The organism is Neobacillus sp. PS3-34 (assembly GCF_030915465.1).
Lineage (GTDB): Bacteria > Bacillota > Bacilli > Bacillales > Cytobacillaceae > Neobacillus_A.
Map to the genome: position 1 here is coordinate 2,992,744 of NZ_CP133267.1, position 18,106 is coordinate 3,010,849.

The following is an 18,106-nucleotide window of genomic DNA, read 5'->3' on the forward strand; positions in this document are numbered from 1 at the left end:
AAAGATTTTTTATAAGCTTGAAAGAAGACCCTATAAGGGAGGAATTAGTTTGGAAGATAGTATTCAACAGCATGTTGATAAGCTTTTGCAATATATGAGGGATGAAGCCTATAAGCCGCTGACGGTTCAGGAGCTTGAAGAAGCATTTGGAATAAAAGACTCAGCCGACTTTAAGGAATTCGTCAAGGCGCTCGTTCAGATGGAAGAGAAAGGCCTTGTTGTGCGCACTCGCAGTAACCGCTATGGCCTGCCTCAAAAGATGAATTTGATTCGAGGGAAGCTGGCAGGGCACGCAAAAGGCTTTGCATTCGTCATTCCGGATGAACCCGGAATGGATGATATTTTTATCCCTCCGAATGAAACAAATAATGCGATGCATGGTGATATTGTTTTAGCGCGAATTTCATCGGAAGCCTCTGGCCAGCGCCGTGAAGGAAGCATTGTGCGCATTCTGGAGCGGGGTATCCAGCAGATTGTTGGAACCTATGTTGAAAGCAAGAGCTTTGGCTTTGTCATCCCTGATGATAAAAAATTCGCGAGTGATGTTTTTATCCCTAAAGCTGCATCCAAAGGGGCAGTTGAGGGCCATAAAGTGGTCGTGAAATTAACAACTTACCCGGAAGGCAGAAAGAGTGCCGAGGGTGAGGTAATTGAAGTTCTTGGGCATAAGAATGATCCGGGTGTCGATATCCTTTCTGTGATCCATAAGCATGGACTGCCGATGGCTTTCCCTGAGGATGTTTTGGAACAGGCAAATGAAACACCTGACGAAATTGATGAGAGCGAAATCGCCAATCGACGCGATTTACGGAATCAAACGATTGTAACAATCGACGGTGCCGATGCAAAGGATTTAGATGACGCGGTTACGGTTACAAAGCTGGATAATGGTAACTACAAGCTTGGAGTACATATCGCGGACGTCAGCTATTATGTCCATGAAGGTTCCCCAATTGACCGTGAAGCAGAAGAGCGGGCGACAAGCGTTTATTTGGTTGACAGGGTTATTCCGATGATCCCTCATAGGCTGTCAAACGGCATCTGTTCTCTCAATCCAAAGGTTAACCGTCTGACGCTTTCCTGTGAGATGGAAATAACCCCGGATGGAACGGTTGAGAATCATGAGATTTTTCAGAGTGTGATCAAAACGACTGAGCGTATGACGTATGGTGATGTCAATAAAATCCTTGTGGACAAGGACGAAGAGACACGCAATAGATATGAACCGTTAGTGCCGATGTTTGAATTGATGGAGGAGCTTGCTTCTGTTCTTCGTGAAAAAAGAATGAAGCGCGGCGCCATCGACTTTGATTTTAAAGAATCAAAGGTGCTCGTTGATGAAGAAGGTAAGCCGACTGAAGTCGTCGTGCGCGAACGTTCCGTAGCGGAGCGGCTGATTGAGGAGTTCATGCTCGCAGCAAACGAAACGGTAGCCGAGCATTTCCACTGGATGGATGTACCGTTCATTTACCGTATCCACGAAGATCCGAAGGAAGATAAGCTGCGCCGGTTCTTCGAATTCATTACGAATTTTGGTTACATTGTCAAAGGAACAGCGAACGATGTCCATCCGAGAGCACTGCAGGAAATTATTGAAGAAGTCCAGGGCAAGCCGGAGGAAATGGTCGTTTCGACTGTCATGCTCCGTTCGATGCAGCAGGCAAAATATGACCCTGAGAGTCTCGGGCATTTCGGATTATCAACGGAATTCTATACGCATTTTACATCTCCAATCCGACGTTATCCCGATTCAATTGTCCACCGCTTAATCCGGACATATTTAATTGAAGGGAAGCTAGACCAAACAACACGGGAAAAATGGAACGCGCGTCTGCCAGAAATCGCCCAGCATTCTTCTAAAATGGAACGCCGGGCAGTCGATGCCGAGCGAGAAACGGATGAGCTTAAAAAGGCGGAATATATGGAGGATAAGGTTGGCGAGGAGTATGACGGCATTATCAGCTCCGTTACCAACTTTGGAATGTTTGTCGAACTGCCGAACACAATCGAAGGCTTAGTCCATGTAAGCTACTTGACGGATGACTATTACCGCTTTGACGAACGCCATTTTGCTATGATTGGCGAACGAACAGGAAATGTATTCCGCATCGGTGATGAAATCACAGTTCGTGTCGTAAAAGTAAATAAAGAAGAGCGGTCCATCGACTTTGAAATCGTCGGCATGAAGGGAACACGTCGTGAACGTTCTGAAACTACTAGGGTGTTTAAGACAGGCAGTGACGTTAAAAAGCCGCGCCGGAGCAAACAGGAAGAAGGCCGAGGCGGTAAGCCAGGTGACGGACGCAGGAAACCGGAAGAAGGTCGAGGCGGAAGACCTGGCGGCGAACGCGGAAAATCGTCAGATGCCGATGGAAAACCAAAAGCGAAAAAGAAACGAAAGTTTTATGAAAACGTGCCGGTAAATAAAAGCACGAAGCGAAAAAAGAAACGCTGAGTCAAGTGAAGAGAGGGCCGATGCGGCTCTCTCCTTCGTTGTAGGAGAGAGAGGAATCTGCTACAATTAAGGCAATGTAAGGGGGAAGAAATATGCCTAAAGGTATGGGTAAGGTCCTGGCGCAAAACAAAAAAGCGTACCATGACTATTTTATAGAAGAAACATATGAAGCCGGCATCGTTCTTCAGGGAACGGAAATTAAAGCCATTCGCGCTGGCCGCATCAATATGAAGGATTCATATGCTAGAATCCAGAACAATGAAATCTTTTTATACAGCATGCATGTCAGTCCATATGAACAGGGGAACCGTTATAATCATGACCCGCTAAGGACAAGGAAGCTCCTGCTGCACGGCCGTGAAATCGCGAAGCTCCTAGGAGAAACAAAACAAGCGGGGTATGCACTCGTTCCGTTAAAGCTTTATTTAAAGAATGGGTTCGCCAAAGTTTTACTTGGACTTGCAAAGGGTAAAAAGAATTATGACAAGCGTGAAGATCTGAAGCAGAAAGAAGCAAAGCGCGATATTGAGCGTGCCTTCCGCGATCGTCAGAAGATGTAGTCAGTAAAAGTTGCAGGTATTTTGTTTACAAATACTTACAATTGATATTTGCTGTAGTTGTGATATAATAATTTATGTCGCAGGAATGCGGCAACGACTTAATGCTCAGCTAAGCTGAGATTCCTAACGTCAAGCTTGCGATAAGCAGCTGGCCCGGATTATTTTATCATGGGGACGCTACGGATTCGACAGGGGTAGTTCGAGCTTAGGTTGCGAGTCGAGGGGATCGGCCTTGTTAAAACGTCAACGCCTATAACTGGCAAAACTAACAACAACTTCGCTTTCGCAGCTTAATACTGCATAGCGGTTCGCCCCTCCATCGCCTATGTGGTAGGGTAGCGGACTCACTCTAAGTAGGCTACGCCGGAGTCCACCGCCTGAGGACGAAGGAAGAGAACAACCAGGCTAGCTGGCCTGCCGCCTGTCGGCAGGCAAATGGACCAGCGAAGCGCGAATATGTCGACTACACTCGTAGAAGCTTAAGTGGCGATATTTCTGGACGTGGGTTCGATTCCCACCGTCTCCACCAAATACATATTTGGTGGTTTTTATTTTGTTTTTGTTAATTAAAGCATGAGTCTTCCGTTTTGGAAGGCTTATGCTTTTTTTTATTTTAGGCAAACTTATGCTTTATTACATCCATTTGATTGATTTAAAGAATGACTTTTCCGGTTTAGGAACGATATGCCAATAAACTTTAGGCAATCTGGCCATATTGTTAAAGCTGACTATGGACTATAAATAGATGCGGTTTCATACTACTTATCTTGAACCATAACACTTCATCCAGGTATTATGGCTAGAACTTGAATGCAGGTCTCAATCGGATAGGGCAGGGCGGAAAAAGTGTGATCGAGTCTGAATAGAGGCCTTATTCGGACAGGGGAAGGAGAAAAAAGAGTGATTGAGTCTGAATAGTGGTTATATTCGGACAGGGGAAGGCAAAAAAAGAGTGATCGAGTCTGAATAGAGGTATCATTCTGACAGGAAAAGGTGAAAAAAGAGTGATTGTGTCTGAATAGAGGTCGTATTCGGACAGGGGAAGGCAAAAAAAGAGAGATCGAGTCTGAATAGAGGTATCATTCGGACAGGGCAAGGCAAAAAAAGAGTGATCGAGTCTGAATAGAGGTCTCATTCGGACAGGGGAAGGTGAAAAAAGAGTGATTGAGTCTGAATAGAGGCCTCATTCGGACAGGAAAAGGTGAAAAAAGAGTGATCGAGTCTGAATAGAGGTCTCATTCGGACAGGAAAAGGTGAAAAAAGAGTGATTGAGTCTGAATAGAGGTCGTATTCGGACAGGGGAAGGTGAAAAAAGAGTAATCGAGTCTGAATAGAGGCCTCATTCGGACAGGAAAAGGTGAAAAAAGAGTGATCGAGTCTGAATAGAGGTCTCATTCGGACAGGAAAAGGTGAAAAAAGAGTGATTGAGTCTGAATAGAGGTCTTATTCGGACAGGATAAAGAGAAAAAAGAGTGATCGAGTCTGAATAGAGGCCTTATTCGGACAGGGGAAGGAGAAAAAAGAGTGATTGAGTCTGAATAGAGGTCTCATTCGGACAGGGCAAGGTGAAAAAGAGTGATCGAGTCTGAATAGAATTCTCATTCGGTCAGGACATTGCATCGAAAGCCAGTCTGAATGGACCAGATTTTGAGATGTTGGCAAAATATTTCAAGTCAAAAAAGGCAAAAATCTATTTATTTATAATAGGTATCTCTTGTATTCCCAAATGCGGTATAGTTTTTCTTTAAAATCCTGCAAAATGTCCTTTTATTTAAATCCACCTTGCACCACTCATAGATGTTTTGGGTAGTAATCTTTCGATCAGGAAAAAGCAGTTTAAACTCCTTCACATTCCGCAAAATAGCTAGTTTGATCTTTTCGTGTCTTCCACACTTCCCGCATACAAAGTCATTATTTTTTATAGAAAGCTGAAAGGAATTACAAGTTTTACAATAAATCCCCTTTTGCAGTTGGTCATAATTATATTCAGGGAATACCGTAAATGGATTTTTAGTTTGATGTAATGAAATTAATTTTTGTGCTAGTTTCTTGTGCCCATCATTCAACTTAGACTGTGTTTTGTTTAAATTATTTAAAAATCGAGTTACTTGGGTGGGTAAAATAATCGGTTGGTTCATTGGGGATTGATATAAGGTGAATTCATGGTTAATAAAGATAACGGAGGATTCAACAAGGTGATTTTGTTTGAGGTTTTGGAGTAGTTGGCGGAATAGAGTCCCACTCCTTTTTAACTGGTCTACAGGATTCTTATATTCGCGGCCAGTTGCCACGGCATAAAGTTTGTCCGATTCTAAGTAACAATCACCTTCAAAATTTTTTATATCGAAAAGGTGAATAACTCCCTGTGAAATAATCAAAGAATCAATTTGAACATAAGAGTTGTTTACTTCAAGCAACAAGTCATTTATTATATACCTTTCTTCTTGAAGGGTTTCTGCCAGCAGGTCAAATTTCATCTCCCCTTCATAGCCTTTTTCAAGGTTTAAATAGTGAAACTTTTCCTTTTCAGTTAACTCCATTCGCGCGTTTAAATAGCGCATAGCCATTAATTCATCCGATTCAGATCGGCCTTTAAGTAACATAAGCCACTTCCTTTCTTACTCTCTAATTTCATTTTATAAAAAAAAATCAAGATACCATTCGAGGAATATGAATATTCTGTTAACATTTTAACAAGCTTTGGTTTTATTTTAGTTTGCTTATTAGTAGGAAAATCATTATTAATATTAACCACAGGTGTAATTGGTGTGGTGAACCGAATCATAAGTAAAAGTGGTTTTTTAAGAGGAAATAGGAATAATTAATTCTCTTTCTTAAATACATAGAATAGGAGGAATTGGATTAGTTCTATCGTAGTTAATGAAGAAAAATGAAAATTAATTTAATTTGTTTGAAAAAGCTATTTTAATTCCCATAAATTAAAACTGAAAATGGATACAAAAATTACTTACAGAAGAATCAGAATAGTTATTGACACTAAATCTACTAAAATGGTAATATTTCCTTCTGACTCAAAATGACAGGAGGGGATTATTTGATTAAAATTGAAGGCTTAAGCAAGTCGTTTCAGATTGCGAAACGTGCAAGCGGTTTGCGTCAATCCGTAAAAGCGCTTTTTCATCGCGAATATACAACAGTAAAAGCGCTCAATGACATTTCTTTTTCTATTGAACCGGGAGAAATTGTTGGTTATATCGGCCCGAATGGTGCAGGTAAATCAACGACCATCAAAGTGATGAGCGGGATATTGGTTCCGGATGAAGGAACCTGTAACATTATGGGGTACACACCGTGGAAGGATCGGGTCCGTTACGTAAAAAAGATTGGCGTGGTTTTCGGGCAGCGTTCACAGCTGTGGTGGGACGTGCCGGTGATCGATTCGTTCGAGCTGCTAAGAGATATTTATAAAATTCCTGAATCAGAATATAAAAGAAATATTGACCTCCTTGTTGAAACACTCGACCTCCAGAGCATCATCCATTCACCCGTACGCCAATTAAGTCTCGGACAGCGAATGCGCTGTGAAATAGCCGCTTCACTAATACACAGCCCGGAAATCCTATTTTTAGATGAACCTACGATCGGCCTTGATGCCGTTTCAAAAATCGCCGTGCGCCAATTTATCAAGACGATTAACAAAGAAAAAGGGGTCACCGTCATCCTGACAACGCACGATATGTATGATATCGAGGCCTGGCTGACAGAGTAATCTTAATCGGCAAGGGAAGCTTGCTGTTTGATGGCAGACTTAATGAATTGCGCAGCAGGTTTGGAAAGCATAAAACCATAACGGCGGATTACTTTGAAAATCATCATCCCATACATATTCCCGGCACTTCTGTTCTTTCATGGACACCAGAACGAGCGGTTTTAAATGTTGATACAGAGCAAGTCATGATTTCTGATGTTATTACACAATTGTCGGGCAGTCTTGAATTGATTGATGTCTCGATTGAAGGGCAGCCGATTGAGGAAGTCGTTGTTCAGCTTTATAAGGAGTACCAAATATGAAGGCCTATTATTCCGTATTACGAATCCGTCTTCTTAATGGCATGCAGTACAGGGCGGCGGCCTGGGCGGGAATAGCCACACAGTTTTTCTTTGGATTTATTTTTATTATGGCTTTTGAGGCTTTTTATTCACATTCTACCCACCAGGCGCCTATGTCTTTAAAAGAAGTGATTACCTTTGTTTGGCTCCAACAGGCATTCCTGGCATTGATTACTCTATGGTTTCGGGACAGTGAGCTTTTCAACCTGATTACCAGCGGCAATATCGCCTATGAGCTTTGCCTGCCCTGGAGCATATATGGATTCTGGTTTGCCAAGCTTCTGGCCCAACGGGTTTCCAGTGCTCTGCTCAGGTGTTTCCCAGTTTTAATGGTAGCATTTTTAGTGCCTGAGCCGCACCGGATGACCCTGCCGCCGAGCGCAGCCAATTTTTTATTATTTATGGCAGCATTGCTTTTGGGAGTGCTTATTCTGGTTTCAATCTCAATGTTTTTATATTTATCTGTGTTTTTAACCATGTCTCCTGCGGGTTCCCTTGTCATTTTTACGATGTTAGGAGAGTTTTTTTCTGGTTTACTTCTTCCTGTTCCTTTGATGCCGGAATGGCTTCAAAAGATTGCAAACTTACTTCCATTTCGAATGACTGCGGATTTTCCGCTCCGGGTTTATTCTGGAAATATCCCTGCAAGCGAAGCACTCACAGGTATACTTATCCAGCTGGGGTGGCTTATCCTTCTCGTTGGGCTTGGAATATTTTCTTTTAAAAAAGTGCTTCGAAACGTTGTTGTACAGGGGGGGTAAGCTGGTGTGAATATTTACTTTAAATATTTATTTATTCAATGGAAATCCCAATTACAATACCGCACTTCCTTTTGGCTTTTAACAATCGGCCAATTTTTTATGCCATTCACCGTTTTTGCCGGCTTGTACTTCTTATTTGAACGTTTCGGCCAACTTAAAGGCTGGGATTTTTATGAGGTAGCCCTATGTTTTGCCGTCATCAATCTAGCCTTTTCAATGAGCGAATGCTTCGCAAGGGGATTTGACAGTTTTTCTGCTCTCGTTGTAAATGGGGAGTTCGATCGATTGCTCGTTCGTCCAAGAAACACAGTTCTCCAAGTAATTGGTTCAAAGTTCGAGTTCTCCAAAATGGGAAGAATGCTGCAAAGTGTTGTGATTTTGATTTTGGCACTCGCCAATCTTTCTGTTGATTGGAATGCAGTAAAGGTCATAACCCTTTTCCTGATGATTATTGGCGGTGTGTTTATTTTTACTGGGATATTCATTCTTGCCGCTACCATGTGTTTTTGGACGGTCCAGGGTTTGGAGGTAGCCAATATATTCACTGATGGTGGAAGGGAAATGGCTAAGTATCCATTAAATATCTATCAAAAATGGGTAACCAGATTTTTTACCTATGTGATCCCTTTTGGCTGTGTGAATTACCTGCCCCTCCTGTTTATACTTGGGAAAAATAATGGCGGCTATCCCATTTTATATATGATAATGCCGCTTGCGGGTATTGCATTTATCCTTCCCTGTCTGATCGTTTGGCATATTGGTGTCAGGCATTACCGATCGACAGGCTCGTAAATAAAGTTTAAGCTTATGAGTTTAAAAGAAATCCCTCATCTAAAGATAGATGGGGGATTTTTTCTGAGTATTTTCAGTTCCCGGTGGAAGCCTAATGACTTTTTTACTTATTTACCCAAAAAAGTTTCCCTTGACTAAAAAAATTTACATTGTACAATTAAAATAGGAAACATTTCCTTTGCTCCATCATATAATTTTTTTACAAATGTTTGAGGATTTTTTTACTTAAAAAGTTGCCTTAATGCAAAATAATTAGTTTGTACCAATAAGAAGGGGATGATAATCATGGGCGAAAATGCAAAAGAACTGCCACTGGCAGCCGAACAGGGCTGGAGAAATAAACGAACAGAACCAACTTTACCAGAGGTTTATAGAAGCCTTCGAATACCAAAGAGTGGGTCCTGGATTAAAAAATTTCTTGCTTTTGCCGGTCCTGGCTATCTGGTTGCTGTCGGCTATATGGATCCGGGTAACTGGGCAACGGATATAGCAGGAGGCTCTCTATTTGGATACACATTACTATCTGTTATCCTATTGTCCAATCTGATGGCCATTCTGCTTCAGGCTCTGGCGGGAAAGCTTGGAATTGTAACAGGTAGGGATTTAGCTCAGGCCTGCCGGGACCATTATAGTAAGCCCGTCGCCATGGGTTTATGGGTTTTATGTGAATTAGCCATTGCTGCCTGTGACTTAGCAGAAGTGATAGGCTCGGCTATCGCATTAAATCTGTTGTTTGGAATTCCATTGATATATGGTGTCATCATTACTGCTTTAGATGTATTGGTGGTATTGCTGCTTCAGAATAAGGGATTCCGTTATATTGAAACGTTGGTGATAGTCTTAATTGTTACGATTGGAGGTTGTTTTGCAACTGAAATGTTTCTTTCTAAGCCTGATGTAGGTGGAATAATGAAAGGCTTTGTTCCAAGCACAGAGATTATTAGTAACCCAACCATGCTATATATTGCGATTGGTATATTAGGAGCAACCGTAATGCCGCACAATTTATACCTTCATTCATCCATTGTTCAAACTCGAAAGTATAAACAAACTAGCTTGGGAAAGAGAGAGGCTATTAAATATGCAACATGGGATTCAACCATTGCCCTGTTCTTTGCATTATTTATCAATGCTGCCATCTTGATCCTTTCCGCTGCTACATTCCATAAAGCAGGAATGACGGATGTGGCAGATATTAATGATGCTTATCATTTACTTACTCCGATTTTAGGAACGACAATTGGAAGTATCTTATTTGGAGTTGCATTGTTAGCTTCAGGTCAAAACTCAACATTAACAGGAACTTTGGCTGGTCAAATTGTCATGGAAGGATTTTTAAATATTCGCCTGGCTGCCTGGCTAAGGAGGCTTATTACCCGATTAATTGCTATTGTCCCTGCTGTAATTGTAACTGGTCTTTATGGTGAAAGCGGAACAACACAACTACTCATATTGAGTCAAGTAATACTATCTTTACAACTTTCTTTCGCCGTAGTACCTCTAATTAAATTTACAAGCGATAAAAAGAAAATGGGTGAGTTCGTCAATCCATTATGGTTGAAGTCTCTTGCTTGGTTTGTTGCTTTTGTAATCATTAGCTTAAATGTATATTTACTTTTTCAAACGTTTTTCGGTTAATGATGTGAAAATAGAAACAAAAATGGCATAGATGATTCCTATGCCATTTTGTATGTTTGTTATCGCAAAAAATTCCCCAGGTTTACATTGATGATTGATTATCCCTTCAATAAGAAGGTATTATCATCTTCATCTTTAAATTGTACGAACGTTCCCCATTGCATCTGATTTGGCTCTCCCAAAAACTCTACACCTTTTGATTTCATTGTTTCGTATGTACCTAAAATATCGTCGCATTCAAAAACGATCGATGCTTTCATATTTTCTGAGCCTTTCATCATCGCCTTAGGATAGATAACTAAATGAGATGGAGCATTTTTAGGAGATACCTCAAGCCATTGCGCATTTGGACCCATCGGATGGTCTGCAACAACCTCGAAACCGACTTTTTCTACCCAAAATGTTTTTGCTTTTTGCTGGTCTTCGACATATACGGCTACGGTTGAGATTTGCCTTATCATTTTATCATCCTCAAAAAGTAAGTAGATTTTTTTGGCTGTTTTCTAAAAGATTGTTGTTTTGTAAATAGGTTTTTAAAAGCAAATCGTTGAAAACGAAGTTGATTGGAGCGGAAGGTGCGAGACTCCTGCGGGAGCAGCGGGACAGGTGAGACCCCGCAGACGCTGTGCGCCGAGGAGGCTCACCGCCCGCCCCGCGGAAAGCGAGCATCCTGGAGTGGAAATCAACTACTCCTTATATACCAACAAAGTATACGAAAACAGCCATTTTTTTATATAGTACAAATTAGCTCAACCCATCGTCAAATCCTTCTCGCAAAGCCTTACAAAAAAACCTTTCCTACTAAAGTTGGGTAATACCTATTAAAAAAACACTCCAATGGTAACTATGTTAATATATTCAGAATTGTTAAACTATTAATAACATCATGGGTTGGCTTCAATTAAATCTGTCAGGAGGGAATAAGATGGAGCGAGAGATGCGCTTGATTCCGTACCAGTTGATTGCAGAGGTTGAAGAGGTAACCGAGGTGCCAGACGGGGTTGAACTGATTCAAGCCCCGAAGGTATGGGAGAAATCGAAGGGCAAGGGAATGACGATTGCCATTTTGGATACCGGCTGTGATGTTACCCATCCCGACTTGAAAGATCGGATTATTGGTGGGCGGAATTTTACCGATGATGACAATGGGAGTCCGGATGTTTTTAAGGATTATAATGGTCATGGTACCCATGTAGCCGGGACGATGGCAGCCAGCGAAAACCATGCTGGAGTTATTGGTGTCGCACCCGAAGCAAATTTATTTATTATCAAGGTCCTCGATAAAAATGGTTCAGGCCATTATGAATGGATCATTAATGGGATTAATTTAGCTATTGAACAAAAGGTCGATATTATCTCGATGAGCCTTGGCGGCGCGAGGATGTTCCAGAATTGCATCAGGCAATTCAAAAAGCAGTCGAAAATAATATTCTCGTTGTCTGTGCGGCCGGCAATGAAGGGGATGGACAGGATTCAACCGATGAACTTGGTTATCCGGGTTCATATAACGAAGTCATTAGTGTAGGGGCCATTAATTTGCAGCGCCACTCTTCTGAGTTTACTAACTCTAATAACGAAGTCGATTTAGTTGCTCCTGGAGAGGAAATTTTATCAACCTTTAAGGATGGTAAATATGCCAAGCTTAGCGGGACTTCAATGGCGACCCCGCATGTATCCGGTGCGCTTGCACTTATTAAAGATATTTCGAACAGAAGCTTTGAGAGAAATTTAACCGGGCCAGAACTGTATGCCCAATTAATTAAGAGAACCGTTCCTTTAGGAACCTCTCCGAAAATTGAGGGCAATGGGATGCTATATTTAACAGCTGTTGACTATTTGACCGAAATATTTAGCCAAAACGTCACTGCTGAAGTGGTCAATGTATGATGAACACCCCTGAATTTCTTTTAAAAGAAAAGGAAGGCTTAAAAGAGTACTGTGTTTACTATGATGAACAGGCAGATATTGAAATCAGGAAAAGCTATTATCAAAGCATTTCATTTAATGGATCTGAACTAAAAGAAAGTATCCATACTCTCCTTGAAGAAACACATACCAAAAAGCTTGAATATGCTCCGCACCGCTATTTATATCCATGGGTGGATTTGCAGGAAAACAGGGAATTAAAGAGCCTCTACTCAGGAAAAAGAATGGATCCTGCAGAAACAATAAAACATGATTATCAAATACTTGAATTGGAGGAAAATGGGGTCATCGCTGCGTCAGGCGAAACTCTCTTAAACTGTGAGCATGTTGTCCCCCAATCCTGGTTCAATAAAATGGAGCCAATGAGAGGAGATTTGCATCATCTATTTGCCTGTGAGCCCGGTTGCAACAGCAGCCGTGGCAACAGCCCCTATGCTGATTTTCCTGATTATGTACCTGAAGGACAAGCTTTAGGAATCAGGAGTGGCTGCGGAAAGGCAGAAGAAGACAAGTTTGAGCCAGAGTACGGAAAAGGAATCGTCGCCAGGGCTTCGTTCTATTTCCTTCTTCGATATAGGAATGTTATTAACAAAGAAATGGTTAATGTACCTCTTTTATTGAAATGGCATCAAAAGTTCCCAACTTCCCTCTATGAAAAACACCGGAACCTGGCAATTTATGAATTACAGGGTAATCGTAATCCATTTATTGATTTTCCGGAGCTGGCAGAAAAAATGGCAGACATTTAAAAAGAACAAACCCTCTTTCGAAATTGAAAGGGGGTTTGTTTATTAAGCTGCAAGATATGAGAAAATGTATTATTTCATTATTTTTTCAAGGTCATCCAGCATAATATTTGCAGCTAACACTCCGCCAGCAGTATTCCAGGTAGCATCACTGACCTCGTAAGCTTTTCCGTTTTTAACTACTTTTAGATTTTTCCAAAGAGGATCATTTGTCCATTCTTTTGCTGTATTAAGAGCTTGTTTATCACCTTTTGGTGCATAAGTGAAATAGAAGAGAATGTCGCCATCCATTTTAGGAATGACTTCTTTTCCTACTTCTACGGCAAGATTTCCAAGCTTATTATCTGGAGTGAATAGCTCTTTCTGTTGGGAAGCGCGTTTAAAGCCAAGCTGGTCGAAAATAATCCCGGAAAAGGAATCTGTGTAATAAATGCGTGACTTACCTGCCATGAAACGAACGACAGATACTTCTTGATTTACTTTGTCACCCAGTTTTTGCTTTACATCTTCTACGTGCTTGTCAAAATCCGCTAAAACCTGTTTGCCCTTTTCCTCACGGTTTAGTGCTTTTGCGTATAATTTAAAGTTATCCTTCCAATCACCACGGAGTGTTTCCGAAAAAACTGTAGGAGCAATCGCACTCAGCTGTTCGTAAACAGCTTCCTGGCGCAGCTTGTTTCCGATAATTAAATCCGGTTTCAAGGAAGCGATTTTTTCTAAATTCACTTCAGGCTCTACTCCTACTACTTCGACACCGTCCATATCCTTTTTAATATGGTCGTACCATGGGTCGCCAAGCCAGGATTGGACCGCACCCACCGGTTTAACTCCCAGGGCCAACAATGCTTCTGTACCTTCATTTGTAAGAACAACAACCCTTTTAGGTGTTTTTTCTAATTTCGTTGTTCCCATTGCGTGTTCAATTGTGTAGCTGGTGTTTTTTGTGGCATCCTTTTTCTCAGCTGTCTTTTCCTCTGAATCGCTTCCGCAAGCAGAGAGAAGGAAGATGGCAATGAGAGAAATCATTGTAAATAATGGTTTAAAGCCTTTCATAAAATGTAGCCTCCTATTATGTATTAGTAATGATAATCATTATCAATGACATCACCATCTTAAAACGAATTATTTACCAAGTCAACATGAAAATGAGAAAGATTCTCAAATAATTTTCCAAATAGTGAAAATGTGAATTTTGTAATTGAAAATGATTATCAAAATCATTGACAGATACTCCCTGGTAAAATAGACTTAAAAATGTGAGATTTCTTATATAATTCATAGAGTTTGGAAAGGTATTCCTTATGCTTTTAAAAAATAAAGGCCAGAAATGGTTCGGACTTTTTCTGGCAATGATCATTCTAATTTTTTTAATGTGTGCCAGCATTGTATATGGATATACGGATACGACCTGGAAGATGGCCATCGATGCTTTTCAACATTTTAATGGTTCAAATGAACATCTCGTCATACAATCTGTAAGATTACCACGTTCTTTAATCGCAGCAGCAGTAGGGGCAAGCTTAGCTGTTTCTGGAGTTTTGATGCAGACACTAACGAAAAACCCGCTGGCATCCCCGGATATCTTTGGGATAAATGCTGGAGCAGGAGCTGCCGTCGTAATAGCCGTTACGATCTTTGGTATTGGTAATCTTCACTTATTCACATGGCTGTCTTTCCTTGGAGCTGCAATCGCTGCCATAAGTGTATATGCGGTTGGCTCGGGAGGAAGGGAAGGGCTGACCCCTATGAAGCTTACCCTAGCAGGAGCAGCGATGACAGCATTGTTCGCCTCCTTTACACAGGGGCTTTTGGTTTTAAATGAAGCAGCTTTGGAGCAAGTGTTATTTTGGCTTGCAGGGTCGGTTTCCGGAAGAAAGCTTGAGAATTTAACCGTTGTCCTTCCCTATATGGCGGCAGGCTTGGCGGGAGCCCTTTTAATTGCTGCCAGGATGAATGTTTTATCGATGGGAGAAGATGTCGCCAAAGGGCTAGGTGTCAACACAGTCCTTTTAAAAATAAGCATCGGCATCATTGTTATCCTTCTATCTGGTGGTGCAGTTGCTGTTGCAGGGCCGATTGGCTTTATCGGAATCGTGATTCCGCATCTTACACGCTCGATTGTAGGAATTGATCATCGTTGGGTGATTCCTTTTGCGGGGCTTCTCGGAGGAGTGCTTTTGGTTGCAGCAGATATTGCATCAAGGTATATCATGATGCCACAGGAAATTCCGGTCGGGGTTATGACAGCCATCATCGGAACCCCATTCTTTATTTACATTGCCAGAAAGGGGTTCAACGGGCGATGAAGCAATACAAAAATCTTCGATTATTAAAAAATAAAGTTTCTTTCCTGATTGACTATAAAGCACTCATTATTTTTCTGATGTTTTTGTTTGTAACAGCTGCCGTATTTGTCATTAGTACAGGGCTGGGAGAAATGGAAATAAGCCCGCTGAAGGTTTTGCAGGTGTTTTTTGGAGGGGGAACGGTGATGGATCGCCTTGTGATCCAGTCCTTCCGTCTGCCAAGAATTATTGTCGCGCTTATGGTGGGCATGGGTCTGGCGACAGCAGGCGGAATTCTCCAGGGAATGATCCGAAATCCACTTGCCTCCCCTGATATTTTAGGAATTACAGGCGGAGCCGCCGTAGCTGTTGTCGGATTTTTAGCTGTTTTTAGTGATAAAAATCATGCACTGACAGTAAGTATCCAATGGCTGCCGGTTGCTGCCTTTATAGGTGCCGCAGTGGTAGCATTTCTTGTTTATTTCCTTGCTTGGAAAAATGGTGTTTCGCCTATACGTCTCGTCCTTATCGGAATCGGGCTTATGACCTTGATGAAAGCACTGACTACGCTGATGATGGTCCTCGGCCGATTTATCAAACAAGCCAAGCGAACATATGGATTACCGGAACCGTATATGGATCCAACTGGAAGAATGTTGCCGTTCTTGTACCCTGGACAGTTATCTTTCTTTTAATCGCATTTATCTATGCAAGAACGATTAATATACAGGAGCTTGGGGATGACGTGGCAACAGGACTTGGCGGATATGTTCAAAAGCAGCGCTTCATTTTGTTAATGATCAGCACTGCATTGATTGGAAGCTCAGTGGCGTTTGCTGGAGGAATAGGCTTTGTCGGATTAATCGCTCCTCATATGGCCAGAAGGCTGGTAGGGTCGGCTTTTGGTGCATTATTGCCTGTTTCGGCGCTAATCGGTGGAATTTTAGTGATGGCTGCCGATTTAATCGGTCGTACTTTATTTTCTCCTCTTGAAATCCCTGCAGGTGTTTTTACGGCAGGCATTGGGGCACCCTATTTTATCTATTTGCTTTTTAAAACACGATAATAACCATTTTTAAAAAAGAAGGAGCGGGCAATATGGGACACGCGATTGAAGCGAAAAAACTGACACTTTCATATGGGGACACCATTATTATTGATGAACTTGACATTGAAATCCCAAAGGGTGAAATTACGGTTTTTATCGGTGGGAATGGATGCGGAAAATCCACGCTCCTTCGGTCCATTGCCCGGCTTCTTAAGCCTCAATCCGGGGCGGTTTTACTTGAAGGAGACTCCATTTCCAGACTGTCAACAAAGGAAGTGGCCAAAAAAATGGCGATCCTTCCACAATCCCCGGACGCACCAGAGGGCCTTACCGTATTGCAGCTTGTGAAACAGGGGCGATATCCGCACCAGTCCTGGATAAGGCAATGGTCTGTTGAAGATGAAACCAAGGTTCGAAATGCACTTAAATCAACCGTCCTGGAGGATTTGAGTGACCGGACTGTCGACTCCCTTTCAGGCGGACAGCGGCAGCGTGCCTGGATCGCAATGACACTAGCCCAGGACACGGATATCATTCTTTTGGATGAGCCGACGACCTACCTTGATATGACACATCAAATTGAAATTCTCGACTTGCTGTTTGAATTGAATGATAAAGAAGGACGCACGATTGTCATGGTCCTACACGATCTTAATCTTGCATGCCGCTATGCCCATAATATAGTGGCAATCAAGGACCGGCAAATCTATGCACAGGGAAAACCAGAGCATGTTATTAATGGCAGCACGGTTAAAAATGTTTTTGGCATGGATTGTGTAGTAACGGTTGATCCGCTGTTCGGAACACCTTTATGCATCCCATATGGCAAAGGGAGACGGATCATCAAAGAGGCAGGCGCCATCCATGTTCGTTAATTTAACAGCAAAGGAAGTGGAGGAGCTCTCCAGATTCCGATTTTCATCTAACGCACCTAAGGATGGAACGGCAGAAAAAATCAGTGATGTGCTTATCGATGGCAATATGGGCACTTTTCTAAAAAAAGTTAAGCATGAGATTCAGGCTCCTGATCTGAGAGTGGCTGCATCCGTTTTTATGAAACGATTTGCCTTTGTGGCTGTTATTTATTTATACGCAATGTCGGTCTGGAAAAAACGGCTTCAGTTTTCGCTCGAAACACTGCATTTATTAAATAGTAAGGATGAAGCGCATTGGCTTCCGGAATATTATTTTGAAAAACTGGAAGCTCTGCCTTTTGAAAATGTTGACTTTGACGCTTGGAGAAATGAATCATTACAGCATTTATTTAAAGATGTTGTGTTTCCTGTCCTTGATAGCCTCGCGAAAGAGGGAAAGGTTTCAAGGCGAATTTTATGGGAGAATATTGCTGTTTATATTTATTGGCTCTATGAAAATGTCATTGGGATTACTGATGGATCACAAGCTGCAGCTGATTTTGACTATATTTGCAACAAGGCGCCTGGCTACCTGTTTGGAAGCTACAACAGCAATCCATTGCAAAGGTTTAACCAGGAACCAATCTATCTCGGGGATCTTGGTGAGTTTGTCAAAGTTCGGAAGACATGCTGTTTTACATACCAGCTTGGGGAAAAACGGACGTATTGCAAGACGTGCCCTTTATATTGCCGGCAATTTAATGCCGGGAAGAGTAACCGTCGAAAATAATCCGATATTATAATAAATAGCTGACTCTGCAGGCCGTTATGGAACGGTCTCAAGAGACAGCTTTTTTTAATTTCTTTAACTCTGTAAAATGCTGCTTCTTTTTTCACTGTGAAAATAAATGGATCTGATTGTTTTCAGCAGCTACTGTAAGAAACGAAAAGAAAATCTTACAATTATTCT

The 18,106-nt window shown here is 41.8% G+C and carries 14 protein-coding genes, 1 other RNA gene and 2 pseudogenes; 14 read left to right on the top strand and 3 right to left on the bottom strand.

Annotation, left to right across the window (positions count from 1 at the left end):
• The first annotated feature begins 49 nt into the window (after window positions 1-49).
• The 3 genes from rnr to ssrA all read left to right on the top strand — a co-directional run bounded on the left by rnr (window position 50) and on the right by ssrA (window position 3,544).
• Window positions 50-2,455 (top strand): ribonuclease R, encoded by a 2,406-nt coding sequence (rnr, locus tag RCG23_RS15360; protein ID WP_308176429.1) that lies wholly within the window; start codon window positions 50-52, stop codon window positions 2,453-2,455.
• Window positions 2,456-2,547: 92 nt separating this feature from the next.
• Complete coding sequence (gene smpB / locus RCG23_RS15365) at window positions 2,548-3,015, top strand: SsrA-binding protein SmpB (RefSeq protein WP_308176430.1); 468 nt, start codon at window positions 2,548-2,550, stop codon at window positions 3,013-3,015.
• Between the two features lie 170 nt (window positions 3,016-3,185).
• Window positions 3,186-3,544, top strand: a transfer-messenger RNA (tmRNA) gene (ssrA, locus tag RCG23_RS15370).
• A 1,165-nt stretch (window positions 3,545-4,709) separates the two neighbouring features.
• Here ssrA and RCG23_RS15375 read toward each other — a convergent pair.
• A complete protein-coding gene (locus tag RCG23_RS15375; RefSeq protein ID WP_308176431.1) occupies window positions 4,710-5,618 on the bottom strand; it encodes a nuclease-related domain-containing protein in 909 nt (302 codons plus the stop codon).
• A gap of 452 nt (window positions 5,619-6,070) precedes the next feature.
• On the opposite strand from RCG23_RS15375, the gene RCG23_RS15380 reads away from it, so the two are divergent.
• From RCG23_RS15380 to RCG23_RS15400, 5 genes are all read left to right on the top strand, one after another.
• Complete coding sequence (locus tag RCG23_RS15380; RefSeq protein ID WP_308176432.1) at window positions 6,071-6,745, top strand: ABC transporter ATP-binding protein; 675 nt, start codon at window positions 6,071-6,073, stop codon at window positions 6,743-6,745.
• 20 nt (window positions 6,746-6,765) lie between these two features.
• Window positions 6,766-7,047 (top strand): hypothetical protein, encoded by a 282-nt coding sequence (locus tag RCG23_RS15385; RefSeq protein WP_308176433.1) that lies wholly within the window; start codon window positions 6,766-6,768, stop codon window positions 7,045-7,047.
• Complete coding sequence (locus RCG23_RS15390) at window positions 7,044-7,847, top strand: ABC transporter permease (RefSeq protein ID WP_308176434.1); 804 nt, start codon at window positions 7,044-7,046, stop codon at window positions 7,845-7,847. Before RCG23_RS15385 ends, RCG23_RS15390 begins: the two co-directional genes overlap by 4 nt.
• 6 nt (window positions 7,848-7,853) lie before the next feature.
• Window positions 7,854-8,639, top strand: coding sequence for an ABC transporter permease (locus RCG23_RS15395; RefSeq protein WP_308176435.1), 786 nt, complete (start codon window positions 7,854-7,856; stop codon window positions 8,637-8,639).
• 285 nt (window positions 8,640-8,924) lie between these two features.
• Complete coding sequence (locus tag RCG23_RS15400; RefSeq protein ID WP_308176436.1) at window positions 8,925-10,277, top strand: Nramp family divalent metal transporter; 1,353 nt, start codon at window positions 8,925-8,927, stop codon at window positions 10,275-10,277.
• A gap of 98 nt (window positions 10,278-10,375) precedes the next feature.
• On the opposite strand, the gene RCG23_RS15405 is transcribed toward RCG23_RS15400, so the two are convergent.
• The gene (locus RCG23_RS15405) at window positions 10,376-10,738 is read right to left on the bottom strand and encodes a VOC family protein (protein WP_308176437.1); all 363 of its coding nucleotides are present in this window, start codon (window positions 10,736-10,738) and stop codon (window positions 10,376-10,378) included.
• Window positions 10,739-11,202: 464 nt separating this feature from the next.
• On the opposite strand from RCG23_RS15405, the pseudogene RCG23_RS15410 reads away from it, so the two are divergent.
• Together RCG23_RS15410 and RCG23_RS15415 are read left to right on the top strand one after the other, a co-directional pair.
• Window positions 11,203-12,164, top strand: a pseudogene (locus RCG23_RS15410) (S8 family peptidase).
• Window positions 12,161-12,952, top strand: coding sequence for an endonuclease I family protein (locus tag RCG23_RS15415; protein WP_308176438.1), 792 nt, complete (start codon window positions 12,161-12,163; stop codon window positions 12,950-12,952). Before RCG23_RS15410 ends, RCG23_RS15415 begins: the two are co-directional and overlap by 4 nt.
• 69 nt (window positions 12,953-13,021) lie before the next feature.
• Here RCG23_RS15415 and RCG23_RS15420 read toward each other — a convergent pair whose 3' ends face one another.
• A complete protein-coding gene (locus tag RCG23_RS15420; RefSeq protein ID WP_308176439.1) occupies window positions 13,022-14,002 on the bottom strand; it encodes an ABC transporter substrate-binding protein in 981 nt (326 codons plus the stop codon).
• 248 nt (window positions 14,003-14,250) lie between these two features.
• On the opposite strand from RCG23_RS15420, the gene RCG23_RS15425 reads away from it, so the two are divergent.
• The 4 genes and pseudogenes from RCG23_RS15425 to RCG23_RS15440 all read left to right on the top strand — a co-directional run bounded on the left by RCG23_RS15425 (window position 14,251) and on the right by RCG23_RS15440 (window position 17,926).
• The gene (locus RCG23_RS15425) at window positions 14,251-15,255 is read left to right on the top strand and encodes a FecCD family ABC transporter permease (RefSeq protein WP_308176440.1); all 1,005 of its coding nucleotides are present in this window, start codon (window positions 14,251-14,253) and stop codon (window positions 15,253-15,255) included.
• Window positions 15,252-16,300 (top strand): annotated as a pseudogene (locus RCG23_RS15430) (FecCD family ABC transporter permease). The gene RCG23_RS15425 and the pseudogene RCG23_RS15430 overlap by 4 nt, the downstream one beginning before the upstream one ends.
• A 32-nt stretch (window positions 16,301-16,332) precedes the next feature.
• Window positions 16,333-17,157, top strand: a complete 825-nt coding sequence (locus RCG23_RS15435; protein ID WP_308176441.1) for an ABC transporter ATP-binding protein — start codon at window positions 16,333-16,335, stop codon at window positions 17,155-17,157.
• Window positions 17,147-17,926: an IucA/IucC family C-terminal-domain containing protein gene (locus RCG23_RS15440; protein WP_308176442.1), complete on the top strand. Its 780-nt coding sequence runs from the start codon at window positions 17,147-17,149 to the stop codon at window positions 17,924-17,926. Before RCG23_RS15435 ends, RCG23_RS15440 begins: the two co-directional genes overlap by 11 nt.
• The last annotated feature ends 180 nt before the right edge of the window (window positions 17,927-18,106 follow it).

What these genes read in the sequence shown, in the direction of transcription:
- RCG23_RS15435 (WP_308176441.1), top strand. Translation starts at nt 16,333, where the DNA reads ATGGGACACGCGATTGAAGCGAAAAAACTGACACTTTCATATGGGGAC.
- RCG23_RS15425 (WP_308176440.1), top strand. Translation starts at nt 14,251, where the DNA reads ATGCTTTTAAAAAATAAAGGCCAGAAATGGTTCGGACTTTTTCTGGCA.
- RCG23_RS15440 (WP_308176442.1), top strand. Translation starts at nt 17,147, where the DNA reads ATGTTCGTTAATTTAACAGCAAAGGAAGTGGAGGAGCTCTCCAGATTC.
- RCG23_RS15375 (WP_308176431.1), bottom strand. Translation starts at nt 5,618, where the DNA reads ATGTTACTTAAAGGCCGATCTGAATCGGATGAATTAATGGCTATGCGC.
- RCG23_RS15390 (WP_308176434.1), top strand. Translation starts at nt 7,044, where the DNA reads ATGAAGGCCTATTATTCCGTATTACGAATCCGTCTTCTTAATGGCATG.
- RCG23_RS15400 (WP_308176436.1), top strand. Translation starts at nt 8,925, where the DNA reads ATGGGCGAAAATGCAAAAGAACTGCCACTGGCAGCCGAACAGGGCTGG.
- RCG23_RS15405 (WP_308176437.1), bottom strand. Translation starts at nt 10,738, where the DNA reads ATGATAAGGCAAATCTCAACCGTAGCCGTATATGTCGAAGACCAGCAA.
- smpB (WP_308176430.1), top strand. Translation starts at nt 2,548, where the DNA reads ATGCCTAAAGGTATGGGTAAGGTCCTGGCGCAAAACAAAAAAGCGTAC.
- RCG23_RS15420 (WP_308176439.1), bottom strand. Translation starts at nt 14,002, where the DNA reads ATGAAAGGCTTTAAACCATTATTTACAATGATTTCTCTCATTGCCATC.
- RCG23_RS15415 (WP_308176438.1), top strand. Translation starts at nt 12,161, where the DNA reads ATGATGAACACCCCTGAATTTCTTTTAAAAGAAAAGGAAGGCTTAAAA.